A 17771-nucleotide genomic window follows, 5' to 3' on the forward strand; every position below is an offset into this window, starting at 1 on the left:
TATTAGATCTTGTTCTAAATTTAAAAGTTTTAAAGTTGTTTCTTTGTGTTCTATGGAGGATATATAAGAGCTGTGTTTTTGTTCCAGGATTTTATTTTGTTCTTTTAGCTCATTTGTAGTGTTTTCAAGTATTCTTACCTTCGTATTATACATATGAGATAAATAAAGCTCTATAAATTCTTTATAAATTTCAACTGGTGGGGTTAGATATGTGAAATCAAGTTCTTTTAAAAGCTTTACTTCATCATAAAGCTTAAATTTTTTATCATCTTCATTTATTTGTGCTAGAAAAAAGTAAGATAAACCGCAATGCTTGATGTTATTTTGCAATACGTCTTCTTTTTTTTATTAAATAAGCACCCTCACTTCGTGCTAAATTTTCTTTGTTAAAATACATAAAACTATTTTCATCTATGATAAAGCTATCATTTAAACTATGAAAAAGATAAAAGCTGCTTTTTATCTTTTTTATGATTTTTTTCTCTTTATTTTCTACAATAAAACTTGCATACGCAGTATTATCTATATTTTCAAAAAAATTACAAAGTGCAATACCCATAAGCTGAAAATTTTTAAATTTTTCACTAAATTTAAGCTTCATATCAAAATCAAGCTTATAAATGTATTCTTCAAAAAGTGAATTTGCAAGCTTTTTACTTTCTAGTTTTTCTTTAAAAAGTTCTGGTGCAGTAGTGATTAAAAATTTACTCTTTGTTTCTTCTTTGTGAGTGTGAAAGTGAAATTTATGCATATTTTTTATGATAGTTTTTCCTAAAAAAAGCTGCTTTTTATCTTTTTTATGATTTTTTTCTCTTTATTTTCTACAATAAAACTTGCATACGCAGTATTATCTATATTTTCAAAAAAATTACAAAGTGCAATACCCATAAGCTGAAAATTTTTAAATTTTTCACTAAATTTAAGCTTCATATCAAAATCAAGCTTATAAATGTATTCTTCAAAAAGTGAATTTGCAAGCTTTTTACTTTCTAGTTTTTCTTTAAAAAGTTCTGGTGCAGTAGTGATTAAAAATTTACTCTTTGTTTCTTCTTTGTGAGTGTGAAAGTGAAATTTATGCATATTTTTTATGATAGTTTTTCCTAAAATACGCATTATGCCTTCGGGTTGATGAACTCTATCTATTTGTGTGAAAAATGGCAATATATCAAATTTATTATAATAAGTTTGCATATCTATGAAGTTAAAGCCAAAGTGATTTATCTTTTGCCTTAAAAAATTTTCTATTATATCTCGTCTTTCTATATAATCTTTATCCCCTGTTTCTCGTGCCATAAATGGCAAGATAAGAAATAAAATTTTACTTTTAAAACAAGATAATTTTTTAAAAAGAATATTCATATAAAGGGCTATATTTTCAAAATCTATAGTGTAGTAAAGCATATCATAATCATTTACATTTGTTTCTATTATTATCAACTCTGCATCATAAAATTTTTCCTCATTTTTAATGATAGCAAATATTTTATGTAAGGAATCATTTGCTCCTAAGTATATTTTTAAGTCATTTTATCAAAAAAAAAAAAAACGAAATTTTAAAATTTTTTTAAGCATAGTTAGAGTTTTAAAATTTATAAAAGCCTAAAGCCCGAGGGCTTTAGTGCTTAATTATTTAAAAAGCTTGTCTAAAAGTTTATTTACTTTTTCTCCGCCTTTGTCTTTTAGAAGCTTATCTGCTGCTGATTTTAAGGCAGAGCCTAAATCTATGCTTATGCTAGGATTGCTAGTAGTGCCTTTTATGCTACCTTTAAAAGTCGCCTTATCAACTCCTATGCTAAAAGGCATATTTAAAGCTCCGCTACTTGTATTTACAACGCCATTATCTATACCTATATTTACTCTAGGTGATTTTAGATTTACTGTTAAATTTACTGCATTTTTGCTAAGCTTAGCCGTAGCTTTTGCGTCATTAAAAGAATCTTTAGAAAAATCACTTTTTGTCAAAGTTTCAGCTGTTTTTATAATCCCAACGCTTTTTAATTTTCCATTGTTAAGATTAGCATTTGCCACTCCGCTCGAGCTTAAGAGATTGTAACTTAGATCAACATTAGCTTTTCCTTCATAGTAATCAGGCAAATCAAGACTTTGCATCATAGTAGAAAAATCCACTCCAGAAATATCCGCTTTTAAATCATTGTTGTTAAGTGTGGCTTTTAATGTGCCTCCAAATAAATTTGAGCTATTTACTGTAGCACCTATGGCTTTATCCATAGTTACTGTGCCTTCAAATTTAGCCTTACCTTTAAATTTTTTATCAGCTAAAAATCCAAGTCTTGATAAGTCAAATACATCAAAAACATAGTTTGAATTTAATTTGACATTGTTTATATCAAATTCGCCTTTAAAGCTATCAAGATTTGCTAAATCACTTTTTATAAAAGCGTCAAAATTTGTGATACTATTTTTGATGTTTCCATTTAAGTTAAATTCATATTTCGCATTCGCAGGAAAATTTTTCGCAAGCATTTGGCTAAGTGCTTTTTGTCCGAATGTCCCACTAGCTTTTGCCTCATAGTTTCCATTAAGTTTTGTAAAATCAAGAGAACTTAAATGTGCCTTTGCATTTAAAGCCCCGTTTATGTAAGAAGGTTGTCCCGCTAATGCTAGGGCTTTTGATAGCTCTATATTATCTATTTTTACATCTAGCACTTTTCCGTCAGACTGTGCATTTATTTTACCACCAGCTAAGTCTATATTTGCATTTAATTCATTTATAACAGAGCCAGTTAGTCTAGCTTTAGCATCGGCTAAGACGGTTCCACTCATATCTTTTTGGAATTTAGATAAATCATCTACCTTAGCATTTGTTTCTATGCTAAATTCTCCATTTGCAAGCTTATAATACCCGCTTGCCTTTGTTATTTTAGCAATATTTGAATCTAAATTTGCATTGTAGTTTATCTGCTCTTTATCCCCAGTTGCTTTTGCATTTAATACTAAATCAACATTGCTTAAAGTCGCTGCGGCTATATTTGTGCCATTTATTTTTGCATTTAATTCTTTTAGAGCTGAATTTAACACATCAAAACTAAGATTTCCATCCAATACTACCTTACCTGCTAACTTTGTTTTAGTTATGCTTTCTAGCTGTGCTAAATCTTTTAAATTTAGATTAAAATCACTATTTAGCTCTTGCACACTTAAATCAAAGGCTGTTTCTTTTGCTATAAAATTCATATAAGAATTTGCAATCTGTGTGTTAGCTAAGATTTTATCACCCGCTATAACAGCTTTTACATCGGCATTGAGTTCTGAATTTTTTGGCAAACTTATATTAAAATCTTTTTGCACTAACTCATAGTTGATAGACTTATTATAAATATTAATGAGTGCATTACCTGAAAGTTTTTGTTCTTTTGTAAAAATATCAGCATTTACATTCACTACACCTTGGGCATATTTAGGCTTAGATACAAATTCTAAGGCATCTTCTATCTTTATCCCATTTGCATTTAAATTTACAATAGCAGGAGCAAAGCTGATTATATTCGCATCTAGCTCTACGTTAGAGCCAAACAAATACCCTCTACCACTTGCATTAAAATCAAAAGCAGAGCCAAACACAGAGCCACCAAAGCTTAGATTGTCTTTGCTATTTAAATTGTTTTTGTTTAGATATTCTTGATTTAGTTTTAATAAATAATCTATATCAAAACCTAAGCTAAATAGACTCAAGTTTCCATCTACAATAAATTTAGCCATATTAGCTATGTCAATTTCTGTGTTAATCTTACTAAAACCTAGCTCAAATTTACTTACATTTATATCCATTCCACTTATAGAACGAATTTGAGATTGTATTATTGAGGCTACCATTTTATTGCCAACAGATGTAAATAACACTATATACAAGGCTATAAATAGCACCACGATTATCCCTAAAATCCAATACAGAATCTTTTTCATTCTAAACCTTTCATATTTTTTATTATAAAACTTTAGTCTATTAAGCTAAAGTTTTATAAATATTTTTACTTAAAGTATTGACAAAATTCATTTTGTCTGGTATAATTTCCTTCAAACTCAAGCCAAGAGTTTTGATTTTTTAATAAAATTTTAAAAACCCAATTTTTTAGAAAGGAAGTCAAAAATGAATTTTCAACCTTTAGGAAAACGAGTTTTAGTTAAACGTGTTGAAGAGACTAAAACTACAGCTTCTGGCATAATTATACCAGATAATGCCAAAGAAAAACCTTTAACAGGAAAAATTGTAGCCGTTAGTAAAGAACTTAGCGAAGTTAAAGAAGGAGATACTGTTTTATTTGCTAAATATGGCGGAACAGAAGTTAAGTTAGATTCAGATGAATACTTAGTTCTAAATATAGATGATGTTTTAGGTATAGTTAAATAAAATTTAAGGAAGTGGAATATGGCAAAAGAAATATTTTTTTCAGATGAAGCAAGAAATAAACTTTATGAAGGTGTCAAAAAGCTAAATGACGCTGTTAAAGTTACTATGGGACCAAGAGGACGCAATGTCCTTATACAAAAAAGTTTTGGCGCACCTAGCATTACAAAAGATGGTGTTAGTGTGGCTAAAGAAGTTGAATTAAAAGAATCTTTAGAAAATATGGGTGCTTCTTTGGTAAGAGAGGTTGCTAGCAAAACAGCTGATCAAGCTGGAGATGGGACTACTACAGCTACCGTTCTAGCTCACGCTATTTTTAAGGAAGGGCTTAGAAATATAACAGCTGGAGCTAATCCTATACAAGTAAAAAGAGGTATGGATAAGGCGTGTGAAGCTATAATAAACGAGCTAAAAAATCTTGCAAGAGAAGTAAAAGATAAAAAAGAGATAGCTCAAGTTGCCACAATATCCGCAAATTCTGACGAAAAAATAGGTGCTTTAATAGCTGACGCTATGGAAAAGGTTGGAAAAGACGGAGTTATAACAGTTGAAGAAGCTAAATCCATAAACGATGAATTAAATGTTGTCGAGGGTATGCAATTTGACAGAGGATATTTAAGCCCTTATTTTATCACTAATGCTGATAAAATGACTGTTGAGCTTTCAAATCCTTATATATTATTGTTTGATAAGAAAATTACAAATTTAAAAGATTTATTACCTATTTTAGAGCAAATTCAAAAAACAGGAAAACCTCTTTTAATCATAGCAGAGGATATAGAAGGAGAGGCTTTAGCTACTTTGGTTGTAAATAAATTAAGAGGTGTTTTAAATATTTCTGCAGTTAAGGCTCCAGGTTTTGGTGATAGACGAAAGGCTATGTTGGAGGATATAGCTATTTTAACAGGCGGAGAAGTTATAGCTGAAGAGCTTGGCAGGACTTTAGAAAGTGCTACTATAGATGATTTGGGACAGGCTTCAAGCGTTATCATAGATAAAGATAATACAACTATAGTAAATGGTGCTGGAGAAAAAGCTAATATAGACGCTAGAGTAAATCAAATAAAAGCTCAAATAGCTGAAACTACAAGTGATTATGACAGAGAAAAATTACAAGAGAGATTAGCTAAGCTTAGTGGAGGCGTTGCTTTAATAAAAGTTGGTGCAGCTACTGAAACTGAAATGAAAGAAAAGAAAGATAGAGTAGATGACGCTTTAAGTGCAACTAAGGCTGCCGTTGAAGAAGGTATAGTTATAGGCGGTGGAGCTGCTTTAATAAAAGCAAAAACTAAGATAAAATTAAATTTAAGCGGAGATGAAGCAATTGGTGCTGCTATAGTTGAAAGAGCATTAAGAGCACCTTTAAGACAGATAGCTGAAAACGCTGGTTTTGATGCTGGAGTGGTTGTTAATCAAGTCGAAGCATCTAGCGATGCAAATTTAGGCTTTGATGCTGCAAAGGGCGAATATGTAGATATGATAAAAGAAGGTATTATAGATCCTGTAAAAGTTGAAAGAATCGCTCTTTTAAACGCTGTATCAGTTGCTAGTATGTTACTTACCACAGAAGCAACAATAAGCGAAATAAAAGAAGATAAACCTGCTATGCCAGATATGGGTGGTATGGGAGGAATGGGTGGTATGGGCGGAATGATGTAAGCCCTTATAATCACCTTAGGCAAGGTTAAATTCCTTGCCTATGTCTTAATGTGTATCTTTTTCACAGTTTTTTTAATTTTCTCACATTTTTAATGTAAATTTTTTAAATATTATGCTAAAATCTAATATCTGTAATAAAAGAATATAATTTGTAGGATAGTTATGAAAGATATATTTTTATTTAGCTCTTTGATTGATCCAAGCCACGGTTTTTCTTATTTTTTTCATTTAGCTATAGTTGTTGTTTTGTCCCTTATAGTCGCTAAATTGGCTACTAGATCTATGCAGCTCGTGCCTAGAGGTATGCAGAATTTAGCAGAAGCCTTTTTGGACGGCATTGTAAGTATGGGTAAAGATACTATGGGAAGTGAAGCTGCGGCTAGAAAATATTTGCCATTAGTAGCTACCATAGGATTTATAGTATTTTTTAGTAATATAATAGGCATTATACCGGGCTTTCACGCTCCTACAGCCTCTTTAAACTTACCAGCTTCTTTGGCTATTATAGTTTTTTTGTATTATCACTTTGAAGGTATTAGAATTCAAGGTTTTGTAAAATATTTTGCTCATTTTATGGGTCCTGTCCCAGCAATAGCTCCTCTTATGTTTCCTATAGAGATAGTATCTCATATATCTCGTATTATATCCTTATCTTTTCGTTTGTTTGGTAATATAAAAGGGGACGATTTATTTTTAGCTGTTGTATTGTCTCTAGCACCTTGGGTAGCACCTTTACCGGCTTTTGTTTTACTTACTTTTATGGCCTTTTTACAGTCTTTTATATTTATGATACTTACTTATGTTTATCTAGCTGGTGCAACTGTTGTTGAGGAAGGTCATTGATATATCTGCTAGAATTTCTTAAAGGTGCTTCTTGGGCTTTTTTGCTATTTGGAGCACTTTATTCTTTTAATGCATATGAAAATTCTATATTTTATACCTGTCTTGGAGCAATTCCGGGATTTTTTATGCTTATGATATCATTTTTGTTGTTGGAAAATTATGAATTAAAAGAAAGGTTAAAACTTAAGGAAAAATAGATGTTTGAAGTAGTTATAGGACTTGAAGTTCATACACAACTTAATACAAAGAGTAAAATTTTTTGTTCTTGTAAAACTTCTTTTGGAGAGGAAGCAAATACAAATGTTTGTCCGACTTGTCTTGCTTTACCGGGAGCTTTGCCGGTGTTAAATAAAGAAGCCGTTGTTAAAGCTGTGTCTTTTGGGAAGGCTATAAATGCAAAGATAAATGAAAAGAGTATTTTTAATAGGAAGAATTATTTTTACCCTGATTTACCAAAGGCATATCAAATTTCTCAATTTGATGTCCCAATCGTTGAGAATGGAGAGCTTTTTATATTTGTTAATGGAGAGGAAAAACGTATAGGCATAACCAGGGCACATTTAGAAGAAGATGCTGGAAAAAATATACACGAAGGTAAAATTTCAAAAGTAGATTTAAACCGTGCCGGAACTCCTTTGCTTGAGATAGTCAGTGAGCCGGATTTAAGAAACAGTGATGAGGCTGTGGCTTATCTTAAAAAATTGCACTCTATAATACGTTTTTTAGATATATCAGATGCTAATATGCAAGAAGGCTCTTTTCGTTGCGACGTAAATGTCAGCATTCGCCCTAAAGGAGATGATAAATTTTATACTAGGGTAGAGATTAAAAACTTAAATTCATTTCGTTTTATTCAAAAAGCTATTGATTATGAGGTGCAAAGACAGAGTGAAGCTTGGCAAGATGGAAGTTATGAAAAAGAGGTGATACAAGAAACCAGACTTTTTGATACGGTTAATTTGCTTACTAAAAGTATGAGAGGAAAAGAGGACAGTGCGGAATATAGGTATTTTCCAGATCCTGATTTGCTTCCTGTTGTTTTGCAAAAAGAAATGCTTGATGTAAAATTGCCAGAACTCCCAGACGAAAAAAGACATAGATATGTAAAAGAACTTGGCATAAAAGAAGCTGACGCAGAGCTTTTAACATCATCTTTGGAGATGGCTAGATTTTTTGAAAAATTGATTAGCAAAAAGCTAAATCCAAAACTTTGTGTTACTTGGTTAAATACAGAATTAATGGGACTTTTAAAGGCTGATTATAGTATAGAAAATTCTCCAGTTAGTGCCGATAAATTAGCCTCTTTGATATCTAGGATAGAGGATAATACAATCAGTGCAAAAGCCGCGAAAGATATACTAGCCTTTATTTTTGAAAATTCAGATACAGAAGTCGATGATGCCATAGATAAATTAGGTTTAAGACAAGTTAGTGATGATTCTGCCATAGAAAAAGTTGTTGATGAGGTTTTGACAAAAAATTCTGACAAGGTTGATGAGTATAAAAGCGGTAAAGATAAACTCTTTGGTTTTTTTGTTGGTCAGGTTATGAAAGAAGGCAAAGGTGCTTTTAATCCTGCTAAGGTAAATGAAATTTTAAAAACAAAGCTTGGGTAATGAGTATTGCTGTTATAGGAGCTGGAAAATGGGGCTCTGCACTTTATCATTCGCTTAGCAAAAATAACCGCTGTTATATAAGCTCTTTGAAAAAACGAGATATAGAAAATTTTATTAGCATTGATGAAGCTTTAGATAATGAATTTTTAGTATTTGCATTAAGCACTCAAGGGTTATTTGAATGGCTAAAATCAAATTTTAAAAATAAAGGACAAAAGATTTTGCTTGCTTCAAAAGGAGTTGATTACGCAAATCTTAAATTTTTAGATGAAATTTTATTAAATTTCATCTCCAAAGAACAGTTATGCGTTTTAAGCGGACCATCTTTTGCTGCTGAAGTTATGCAAGATTTGCCTTGTGCTTTGGTTTTTAGTGCTTTTGATGAGAATTTGTCTAAAGAATTTTCATCTTTTTTTCCAGATTATATAAAAACATATATTAGTTGCGATGTAAAAGGTGCTGAAATTTGTGGAGCATATAAAAATGTAATAGCAATAGCAAGTGGCATAAGCGACGGTTTGAAACTTGGTAACAATGCAAGAGCTTCCTTGATAGCAAGAGGTCTTGTTGAGATGCATCGTTTTGGCAAAGCTTTTGGAGCTAAAGATGAAACTTTTTTAGGTTTAAGCGGTGCAGGAGACCTTTTTTTAAGTGCTTCTTCCTCTCTTTCTAGAAATTATAGAGTAGGTTTTATGTTGGCACAAGGTAAAAACTTAGATGAAATTTTACTTGAATTAAAAGAAGTAGCAGAAGGAGTAGTTACGGCTTTTGCTATAGATAAAATATCCGAGAAAAACAACATATACACCCCTATAGCAAGAGAACTTTCTTTGATACTACGCGGAAAAGATGTCAAGCTTTCTTTAAAAGACTTGTTAAGGCAAAACAAATGCTAATAAAAAATGCACGAATTTACGGCGAAGACTTAAAAGATATTAGAATAGAAAATGGTGTTATAACAGAAATAGCTTCTAATTTAGAATCAGATGAAGTTTTTGATGCGAAATCCTTACTCGCCTTGCCCTCATTTGTTGATTTAAATGTGAATTTCAAAAATGATAGTTTTAGCATAGAAAATTTAAAACTTTTGGAAAATGAGTGTTTGCGAGGTGGTTTTTGCTCTGTTTTATTACGCGATAAGATGAATTACGATGAGCACAGTTTTGAACTTTTTGCAGATAAACTTAAAACTCTTACTTGCAGGATATTTGCCTCTGTTTCGATCTTAAATGATGATAAAAAAATTAAAAATATTTCAAGTCTTGCTGATAACGGTGCTAAAGCTTTAGAGCTTTTAAGCTCATCTAAAGCCAATCACATAAAACAAGCTATGTTGTATTCTATAATGAAAGATATTCCCGTATTTACAGCCTGTTATGATGATGATTTTGATGATGGTGGAGTGATGAATGACGGGCAACTTAGTTTCTCGTTAGGGCTTTGTGGCATAAGTGAAATTTGCGAACTAAGTGAAGTCGCAAAAATGAAAGAAATAGCTAAATTTTACAAAACTAAAGTTATATTTGAGAATTTAAGCTTAGCTAAATCCTTAGAAATTTTAGATAAAGATAATTTAAAGCTTGTAAGTATACATAATCTAACAAAAGATGAAAGTGCTTGTGAAAATTTTAACACTTATGCAAAACTAATGCCACCACTTCGTAAAAAAAGTGATGTTTTGTCATTAAGACAAGCCTTAAAAGAAGGTCGTATAACTTTTTTAAGCTCATTCCATAGTCCAAAATCTCTACACTTAAAAGACTTAGCATTTGATGAAGCGGCTTTTGGTGTGCATAGTCTAAATGAATATTTAAGCATTTGTAATACCTTTTTTATAAAAGAGAAATTGCTTTCTTGGCGAGAGCTTTGCACTTATACAAGTCTTAACCCAGCCAAAATTCTTGGCTTAAATTGTGGAGAAATAGCAGTTAATAAAGAGGCGAATTTAATACTTGTAGATGAGAATGAAAGCATACAAAATATTCAAAATCCATTATATGCAAATGATAAGCTTTTTGCTTGTATAAAACATCATTTTATACAAGGTAATTTGGTATTATAATACTATAGTTTTTTTATTTTAAGGAGATTTTTATGCAGGATTTTGGAATTTTAATTTTACGTTTTAATGTTGGAATTTTAATGCTACTTCACGGTCTACAAAAGATAAGCAGTGGTATAGACGGTGTAAAGGATAGTGTCTCTTCTTTTTCATTGCCTGAATTTATAGCATATGGAGTTTATATAGGAGAGTTTGTAGCACCTGTTTTAATAATACTTGGCATTTTGACTAGACTTTCTGCCTTAGCTGTATTTTGCACTATGTGTTTTGCTTCTTTTGTTGTTTTGGGCGGAAATTTTGAGGGCTATTTATCTTTAAATCAGTACGGTGGCTGGATAGTTGAGCTTCAAGCTTTGTATGCCTTTGCTTCTTTAGCACTCATATTTCTAGGTGCTGGTAAGTTTTCTTTATATAATAAATTTTAAATACAAAGGCTTAAAAAAGCCTTTGTATAACCGAAATTTATAAGTTTTTTCATATTCCTTTTTATACTAGCTTTGTGTCCTTAGACTTTTGTATATAAAGCTTTCATAAAAATTTATTTTTTTTAAATAACTTGACTAATACCTACTATCATCTTTTATAATAAACATAAATTTATTAAGGAGAAAAAATGCAGAATAAAACTCGTAGGGATTTTTTACGCTTTTCAAGTAAAACAGCATTATTTAGCATTATTATGGGGTCAAATATGCTTTATTCCAATGAAAATTTCAAAAATAAGGGAAAAAATATGAATACACAAAGCCTTCCATTTAGAATTTTAGGAAAAGATAACTATGGGCTTAAAGTATCTGCACTTGGACTTGGTTGTATGGGTATGAGTGCAAATCACGGTGTTCCACCGCCAGAAAAAGATATGATAAAACTACTGCACGAAGCTTTCGAGCTTGGAGTGAGCTATTTTGATACTGCTGAAATTTATGGACCACATACAAATGAAATTTTGCTTGGTAAAGCATTTAAAGATAGACGTGATAAAGTTGTTATTGGGACTAAATTCGGACTTTATTATCCTTTTGGCAAACAACAACAAGATTCTAGTAAAAAATCTATTTTTAGAGCAGTTGATGCAAGTTTAAAGAGACTAAATACAGACTATATAGATCTTTATACACAGCACAGAGTAGATACTGATGTTGATATTGAAGAAGTTGCTGATACTATGAATGAGCTCATAAAAATGGGTAAGATTAGGCACTACGGTTTGAGCGAAGCCGGAGCAAAGACTATAAGAAAAGCACATAAAATTTGTCGCATTACATCTATACAAAGTCACTATTCTATGATGATGAGAGAAGTTGAAGATAATGAAGTTTTAAAAACTTGCGAAGAGATTGGTATAGGTTTTACAGCATATTCACCTTTAGAAAGAGGATTTTTGGGCGGACTTATGAATGAAAACACCACCTTTCACCCAAAACTTGATATGAGGGCTTCTTTTCCAAGATTTAGCAAAGAAGCTTTAAAGGCTAATCAGACATTTATAAATTATGTTAGAGATTTAGCAAAAAGTAAAAAAGTTGACGGTAAAGATGCTACAACGGCTCAAATTGCACTAGCTTGGCTTTTATCTCAAAAAGATTTTATAATGCCAATTCCAGAAACTACTAAAATAACGCACTTAAAGCAAAATTTAGGGGCTTTAAAAATTTCATTCAGCAAAGAAGAATTACAAGAGATAGATAAAAAGATAAGGACTATAAAAATACTGGGAGAACGTTATCCTGTAGGTTCAGATCAAGCAAAGAGTGTTGGTTTGTAGTTTCTTTAATTTGTTTTTTAAATGGCTAACTTGGAATTTAACTAAAATACAAATCTAAATCCAAGAGAGCCATTTATAGTCATAAGACCGTTATCGTATGCTTGAGACATAACTGTAGCACTTAAATCAAAACTGTCACTAAGCGGTAAATTCGCTCCAGCAAATACATTGCCAAAAAACTCACCCTCGTTTTCATAAATAATTTTTGTGCCTCCCATATTTATCTCATAGCTTTTCTTGCCAAAAACAGGTTGTCCCTTAACACCTTCTAAGGCTATAAAAAACGATCCGCCATTATCCGTGTTTTTTCTATATTCTAAGCCAAAAGCTCCATATAAACTTGTAAAATTATTTAAACTTCTTGTTATAGGCAATGAACCACCGCTTTCTTTGTATTCTGGCATATGATGATACGTAGCAAATAAACCGATATAAGGCTTTAAGCTGTGTCCATTTATAAACTGTGCTCTATAACCAAGCCTTGTTTGCAAACCTAAGTTGTGAGTATCGTAAGATGCTGTATTTGGTGTTAGTCCAGCAAAAGTTCTTTCATACTCATTTTTAGAATTTGAATAATACCCTAAAATATCAAATTCAACTGAAAAAGGAAGATGAGTTCTTGAATACAAGCCCACATTATAGTTATATCCATCAAGATTCATATCATCAGCTTGCATAGATCTTTTACTTATAGAGGCATAAAATCCACCAAAAAATGTATCTTTTATTTCCTTATCATAACCAAAATTTACTCCATAATCAGAGGCATTGCTATTTTCATAGTGAGAATATCCAGCAAGTGCATTCACGTAGATATTGTCGCTACTTTCTATATTTTCAAAATAAGGAACTCTTAAATAATCACTCGTTAAAGACGCGTATCTTTGCTTTATATTAAGAGCATATTTGCTTCTATGGCTATGTGCTATACGACCTAGCATATTGTGGTGCATTACAGAGCCTTGATATGTTCTTTGCTCTACTTTCATACTGTCAAATTGATTTTTTACGGTTTGTGCTGCTTGTTTAAGAGCACCCTCACTGTCTGTTAGTTTATCTTTTAATACATCATAAATGGCATTGTATATAGGATCAGAATTTGGCGGTGTTGTTGGGGGATTTGGATTTCCACCCGGGTTTCCGCCTGTATTTCCGTCGCCAGGATTCCCGCCAGGGTTTCCACCTCCAGGATTTCCGCCGGGTTGTGTTCCTGGACCTTGTGTGCTAGAGTCAGGGTAATTTGGGTTTGAAGGATCATTTGCATCGTTAAAAACTAAAAAGTATTTATCTCCTATTTTTACTATATTTGTTGTGTATTGTGATAAAACAGAACCATTTGAGCCAAGGACTGTTACTGCACCTTCTTTTAAATTTCCACTTACTGATGGGCTTTGTAGTATTATATAAGACATATCATCGTTTTTTAATAAAGCCCCTGCTAGTTTAAAGGTTACAGTTCCGTTAAATGTGGCACTGTTTGTAGCGTTTATAAAGCCAAAGCCGCTATCATTTCCTATGAAATTCATATTAGCAGAGCTATCCAAAAAAAATGAATTTGTATGTATGCTAGAAGTTCCTGTAAGGGATATATCGCTTCTATAAGCTGAAAAAGAGCCGCCTACTCTTAGTGTTGCATCTTTTAAATCCACGGTTGATTTATAAGGAGTCCCTGTCCCGCTTAGCTTATCTCCTTGCGAATCGCTTATGAAATTTCCGCCTACTATTATTTCACTTCCACCACTTGCATTTAAAATTCCTATGCCGCCATAATCCGTATATAAAGAACTATCATTTTTGCCATTTTCTAAATTTCCATCTACTTTAAATGTGCCTCCTTTTATTTCAAAAAGAGCTTCTGTTCTTTGTCCGTTTGGAACAGGATTTATAAAGCCTGAATTGTAAAAAGAGCCTGTTATGGTCGTGCTACCGCTATCTTGCAATATATAACCTGCATTTGTTGGATTACCATAACTTTGTTTGTTGTGATTATATAAAGAACCTTTTATATTAAGATTGCCACCATTATTTCTTATACTAGCAGTATTTCCTGTAGATTGATTTCTAAATATATTTATTTTTTCTATGTTTATTGTGCCACCGTTTGATACTACAATGCTTCCAGCTTGATTATCTAGCATATTTGCATTGTTAAGAGTGAGTGTGCCACCGTTTACATTTATTACTCCTCTTAAAATCATACCGTTATTAGTATTTAAATTCCAAATTAAATTTGAGTTTTTGTTTATAGTAATGGTATTTCCGGATTCGTGATAATATGCCATATCTGATATACTACTATCGCTTTCAAGTGTAATTGTAGATGAGCCAGAAGCGGTAGAATATGTAAAATTCGTGTTTTTTTGATATCCAAAATTGTTTCCATAATTTGTGCTTGGATCTTTTTTTAATATAACCTTAACATTATCTTTATCATTTAGATTTGCTGTCCTTTCTTCTATATAACCTTCCCAAGAATTTTTTAAAGCAAAAGAAGCACTGTATAAAAGTATCAAAAAAAATAAAGCTTTTTTCACGGTTATAAGGTCTCCAAAAAATAAAATAGTATTTTTGTAAAATATTATATAACAAAATTGTTTAAAATTGATAATCTTTGCTTGACAAATTATAATATATGTCTTAGCTAATAAAGGGTTTGTTAGAAAGAATATATATATTATAAGTGCTAGTAAAAAGAAAAGCACTGGATAGATGTAAGCTTGTTTTTAAAATAAACTCAAAAAAGGGGATTTAGCTTTTTATAAAATAATCCCCATCAAAACTTACCATAGAATATTTTCTATCACAGCCTATGCTTTCTTTTAATTCATCTATGCTTAAAAATATCAAGCTATCAGCTCCAACAAAATCTCTTACCTCATCTGCGTTTTTATTGTGCGATATTAGTTCCTCAAAAGTTGGAGTATCTATGCCGTATAGGTCTGGAAATTTTATTTCAGGACAGGCTATAGCCAAATGTATGCTATTAGCACCAGCACTTCTTAAAAGTGATATTATTTTTTTAGATGTAGTCCCACGAACTATGCTATCATCTATTACTACTATATCCTTTCCTTTTAAAACCTTTGACATAGGATTAAGCTTTAATTTTACCTTAAAATTTCTAAGCTCTTGTGTTGGCTCTATGAAGGTTCTTCCTATGTAGTGATTCCTAACGATAGCCATTTCTAATGGTATATTTAAAAACTGTGAAAAACCTATAGCAGCACTTACTCCACTATCTGGCACAGGGACTACAAAATCTATTTTTTCTTTGAATTTTCTAGCCAAGGTTTCGCCCATTTTTTTACGCACTTCATATACGCTTTTGCCTTCTATTATGCTATCTGGTCTTGAAAAATATACATATTCAAAGGCACAGATTCTAGGCTCTGGTTTAAAAAGCTCTATGCTTTCGTAGTTTTCATACCCGCTTTTAAAGACAAGCATTTCTCCCGGTTTTACATCTCTTATAAATTCTGCTTCTATTAAATCAAAGGCACAGCTTTCACTGGCTACTATGTATCCACCATCTTTTAACCTTCCCAAAGAAAGTGGTCTAACCCCATATCTATCTCTTATAACAAATAATTCATCTTTAGAGGATAGTATAAAGCAATATGCACCAACGCAGTCTCGCAAACTTTCTATGATTCTTTCTTTTAGGCTTTCTTTTTTGCTTCTTGCTATTAGGTGGATTAGATTTTCTGTATCCATATTTGAGTTAAATATCGCACCTTCTTTTATAAGCTTATCTCTAACCTCATCTTTATTTACCAAATTTCCATTATGCACTAGACTTATATCACCTAAAACACAGGTAGCACTTATGGGTTGAGCATCATTTATAGATGAATTTCCAGCTGTTGAGTATCTATTATGCCCTATGGCTATAGATCCTTGCAATTTTTTAAGGACCTTTTCATTAAAAACTTGATTTACCTCACCTTTTGATTTTATTGTTTGAATTTTTTTTGAATCGCTAACACTTATACCTGTAGCTTCTTGTCCTCTATGTTGCATAGCAAAAAGAGCGTAATATGCATAAACAGAGGCTGAATTTGAATTTATGATTCCTACTACTGCACACATTTAAAGTCCTAACATATCATTTATACTGTAAAATCCGGCTTCTTTTTTGTTTAGCCATTTTGCTATCTTTATAGCCCCATTTGCAAAAGTCGCTCTTGATGTTGCATTATGGCTTAGTTCTAAAAATTCACCATCCGCATAAAATCCTACAGTATGTTTTCCTACTATATCACCACCTCTTAAGCTTAATACAGAAATTTCATCTTTTTTTCTGGCTTCTTTTCTATCTGTTATCATAACCTTTTCAAGTTCTAGTCTTTTAGCCTTAGCAACTGCTTGTGCCAAACTCAATGCCGTCCCGCTTGGAGCATCTTTTTTGTGTCTGTGGTGCATTTCTAAAATTTCTATATCAAAATCATTTAGCATAGTAGCCGCTTTTTGTGCTAGATAGCTTAAAACAGCTATTCCTAAAGATGTATTAGATGCGTAAAAAATAGGCATTTTTTTAGCAAGCTCTTTCATAGTGTCAAATTCCACATCAAGACCGGTAGTGCCTATAAGTAATGCTTTTGGGCTAGTTTTTGCAAATTCTAACAAAGAAGAAGTGCCTTGTTTTGAAGAAAAATCTATGATAAGATCACTATCTTTAAAAAAGCTTTCAAAGCCTAAATTTTTATCAAAGCAAGTTGATATAAAAGCTTCTTTATCGTCTTTTATGCAATCTTTTATCTGAAGACCCATTCTACCATTTGCACCGAAAAGTCCTATTTTTATCATAATTAGCCTTTTGTGTAAAAAGGTAAATTCTAACATTTATTTTTAAATTTTAATATTAAAGTTTTTAAATATTATGATAAGCTTATAATATAATGAAGGAACTTGATTATGTTTATGAATTTGAAGGTAAGCACTAAACTAATTGTCCTTGTTTTGATACCAAGTTTTGATACTAATCATAACCCTAAAGTTTTGAATTTTCAAAAACAGCAAAAACCATAGGCGAAAATGTGGAAAGTTCGCTATATCAAAACATAAAACAAAGTGAGCTTACTATGCAAAAAATAGTTTTAGTTCAAGAAATATTAAACAAAAATTCAAATTTAATATTAAGCATAACTGACGGGATACAAGAAAACGCTAAAGAGCAAGAAGAAATAGCTAGATATGGCAAATTTAAACAACAAAGCACAGAACGTAAAAGGGATTTTAACAAGCATTTCAGATATAGCAGTTCAAACAAATTTACTTGCACTAAATGCAGCTATTGAAGCAGCAAGAGCTGGAGAACACGGGAGAAGTTTTGCTGTTGTTGCTGATGAGGTTAGATCCTTAGCTGAAAAAACGCAAGATTCCTTGAGTGATATAAATATAACCATAAAATAATATAACGCAGTCTATAGATAATATAAATAATCAAATAACAGAAAGCGC

General features: G+C 31.7%; 16 protein-coding genes and 1 pseudogene. 10 read left to right on the forward strand and 7 right to left on the reverse strand.

Annotated features, from left to right (window positions below):
* The 4 genes and pseudogenes from Q0J35_RS08085 to Q0J35_RS08100 form a co-directional block, all read right to left on the reverse strand.
* Positions 1-330 (reverse strand): annotated as a pseudogene (locus tag Q0J35_RS08085) (hypothetical protein); the annotation flags it as partial.
* Positions 320-751, reverse strand: coding sequence for a hypothetical protein (locus Q0J35_RS08090; RefSeq protein WP_297195304.1), 432 nt, complete (start codon positions 749-751; stop codon positions 320-322). The gene Q0J35_RS08090 and the pseudogene Q0J35_RS08085, both read right to left, overlap by 11 nt.
* Positions 752-771: 20 nt before the next feature.
* A complete protein-coding gene (locus Q0J35_RS08095) occupies positions 772-1437 on the reverse strand; it encodes a hypothetical protein (protein WP_297195306.1) in 666 nt (221 codons plus the stop codon).
* A gap of 189 nt (positions 1438-1626) precedes the next feature.
* Positions 1627-3924 (reverse strand): hypothetical protein, encoded by a 2298-nt coding sequence (locus Q0J35_RS08100; protein WP_297195308.1) that lies wholly within the window; start codon positions 3922-3924, stop codon positions 1627-1629.
* Positions 3925-4108: 184 nt separating this feature from the next.
* Here Q0J35_RS08100 and groES point away from each other — a divergent pair, with 184 nt between their 5' ends.
* From groES to Q0J35_RS08145, 9 genes are all read left to right on the forward strand, one after another.
* A complete protein-coding gene (groES, locus tag Q0J35_RS08105; RefSeq protein ID WP_297195310.1) occupies positions 4109-4369 on the forward strand; it encodes a co-chaperone GroES in 261 nt (86 codons plus the stop codon).
* Between the two features lie 18 nt (positions 4370-4387).
* On the forward strand, positions 4388-6025 hold the full coding sequence (gene groL / locus Q0J35_RS08110) for a chaperonin GroEL (protein ID WP_297195312.1): 1638 nt from the start codon (positions 4388-4390) through the stop codon (positions 6023-6025).
* Positions 6026-6187: 162 nt separating this feature from the next.
* The gene (locus Q0J35_RS08115; protein ID WP_297195314.1) at positions 6188-6868 is read left to right on the forward strand and encodes a F0F1 ATP synthase subunit A; all 681 of its coding nucleotides are present in this window, start codon (positions 6188-6190) and stop codon (positions 6866-6868) included.
* Positions 6865-7065 carry a hypothetical protein gene (locus tag Q0J35_RS08120; protein WP_297195316.1) on the forward strand — a complete coding sequence of 67 codons (201 nt, stop codon included), beginning with the start codon at positions 6865-6867 and terminating at the stop codon, positions 7063-7065. The genes Q0J35_RS08115 and Q0J35_RS08120 overlap by 4 nt, the downstream gene beginning before the upstream one ends.
* Positions 7066-8484 (forward strand): Asp-tRNA(Asn)/Glu-tRNA(Gln) amidotransferase subunit GatB, encoded by a 1419-nt coding sequence (gene gatB / locus Q0J35_RS08125; RefSeq protein ID WP_297195320.1) that lies wholly within the window; start codon positions 7066-7068, stop codon positions 8482-8484.
* Entirely contained in the window at positions 8484-9380 is an 897-nt protein-coding gene (locus Q0J35_RS08130; protein ID WP_297195323.1) for an NAD(P)H-dependent glycerol-3-phosphate dehydrogenase, read from the forward strand. Before gatB ends, Q0J35_RS08130 begins: the two co-directional genes overlap by 1 nt.
* Positions 9374-10546, forward strand: coding sequence for an amidohydrolase family protein (locus Q0J35_RS08135; protein ID WP_297195326.1), 1173 nt, complete (start codon positions 9374-9376; stop codon positions 10544-10546). The genes Q0J35_RS08130 and Q0J35_RS08135 overlap by 7 nt, the downstream gene beginning before the upstream one ends.
* A 32-nt stretch (positions 10547-10578) precedes the next feature.
* A complete protein-coding gene (locus Q0J35_RS08140) occupies positions 10579-10971 on the forward strand; it encodes a DoxX family protein (protein WP_297195329.1) in 393 nt (130 codons plus the stop codon).
* Positions 10972-11159: 188 nt separating this feature from the next.
* A complete protein-coding gene (locus tag Q0J35_RS08145; protein WP_297195332.1) occupies positions 11160-12311 on the forward strand; it encodes an aldo/keto reductase in 1152 nt (383 codons plus the stop codon).
* Positions 12312-12352: 41 nt separating this feature from the next.
* Here the strand turns inward: Q0J35_RS08145 and Q0J35_RS08150 are convergent, their stop codons facing one another.
* The 3 genes from Q0J35_RS08150 to dapB all read right to left on the reverse strand — a co-directional run bounded on the left by Q0J35_RS08150 (position 12353) and on the right by dapB (position 17117).
* Positions 12353-14824 carry an autotransporter domain-containing protein gene (locus tag Q0J35_RS08150; RefSeq protein WP_297195334.1) on the reverse strand — a complete coding sequence of 824 codons (2472 nt, stop codon included), beginning with the start codon at positions 14822-14824 and terminating at the stop codon, positions 12353-12355.
* A 235-nt stretch (positions 14825-15059) separates the two neighbouring features.
* Entirely contained in the window at positions 15060-16400 is a 1341-nt protein-coding gene (purF, locus tag Q0J35_RS08155) for an amidophosphoribosyltransferase (RefSeq protein WP_297195336.1), read from the reverse strand.
* On the reverse strand, positions 16401-17117 hold the full coding sequence (dapB, locus tag Q0J35_RS08160) for a 4-hydroxy-tetrahydrodipicolinate reductase (RefSeq protein WP_297195338.1): 717 nt from the start codon (positions 17115-17117) through the stop codon (positions 16401-16403).
* 387 nt (positions 17118-17504) lie between these two features.
* Between dapB and Q0J35_RS08165 the strand changes: the two genes are divergently transcribed.
* Positions 17505-17723, forward strand: a complete 219-nt coding sequence (locus tag Q0J35_RS08165; protein ID WP_297195340.1) for a methyl-accepting chemotaxis protein — start codon at positions 17505-17507, stop codon at positions 17721-17723.
* Positions 17724-17771 lie beyond the last annotated feature (48 nt).

The sequence above is a fragment of the uncultured Campylobacter sp. genome (assembly GCF_944323605.1).
GTDB lineage: Bacteria > Campylobacterota > Campylobacteria > Campylobacterales > Campylobacteraceae > Campylobacter_D.

What these genes read in the sequence shown, in the direction of transcription:
- Q0J35_RS08135 (WP_297195326.1), top strand. Translation starts at nt 9,374, where the DNA reads ATGCTAATAAAAAATGCACGAATTTACGGCGAAGACTTAAAAGATATT.
- Q0J35_RS08165 (WP_297195340.1), top strand. Translation starts at nt 17,505, where the DNA reads ATGGCAAATTTAAACAACAAAGCACAGAACGTAAAAGGGATTTTAACA.
- gatB (WP_297195320.1), top strand. Translation starts at nt 7,066, where the DNA reads ATGTTTGAAGTAGTTATAGGACTTGAAGTTCATACACAACTTAATACA.
- Q0J35_RS08130 (WP_297195323.1), top strand. Translation starts at nt 8,484, where the DNA reads ATGAGTATTGCTGTTATAGGAGCTGGAAAATGGGGCTCTGCACTTTAT.
- groL (WP_297195312.1), top strand. Translation starts at nt 4,388, where the DNA reads ATGGCAAAAGAAATATTTTTTTCAGATGAAGCAAGAAATAAACTTTAT.
- Q0J35_RS08115 (WP_297195314.1), top strand. Translation starts at nt 6,188, where the DNA reads ATGAAAGATATATTTTTATTTAGCTCTTTGATTGATCCAAGCCACGGT.
- dapB (WP_297195338.1), bottom strand. Translation starts at nt 17,117, where the DNA reads ATGATAAAAATAGGACTTTTCGGTGCAAATGGTAGAATGGGTCTTCAG.
- groES (WP_297195310.1), top strand. Translation starts at nt 4,109, where the DNA reads ATGAATTTTCAACCTTTAGGAAAACGAGTTTTAGTTAAACGTGTTGAA.
- Q0J35_RS08140 (WP_297195329.1), top strand. Translation starts at nt 10,579, where the DNA reads ATGCAGGATTTTGGAATTTTAATTTTACGTTTTAATGTTGGAATTTTA.
- Q0J35_RS08090 (WP_297195304.1), bottom strand. Translation starts at nt 751, where the DNA reads ATGCATAAATTTCACTTTCACACTCACAAAGAAGAAACAAAGAGTAAA.
- Q0J35_RS08145 (WP_297195332.1), top strand. Translation starts at nt 11,160, where the DNA reads ATGCAGAATAAAACTCGTAGGGATTTTTTACGCTTTTCAAGTAAAACA.
- purF (WP_297195336.1), bottom strand. Translation starts at nt 16,400, where the DNA reads ATGTGTGCAGTAGTAGGAATCATAAATTCAAATTCAGCCTCTGTTTAT.
- Q0J35_RS08100 (WP_297195308.1), bottom strand. Translation starts at nt 3,924, where the DNA reads ATGAAAAAGATTCTGTATTGGATTTTAGGGATAATCGTGGTGCTATTT.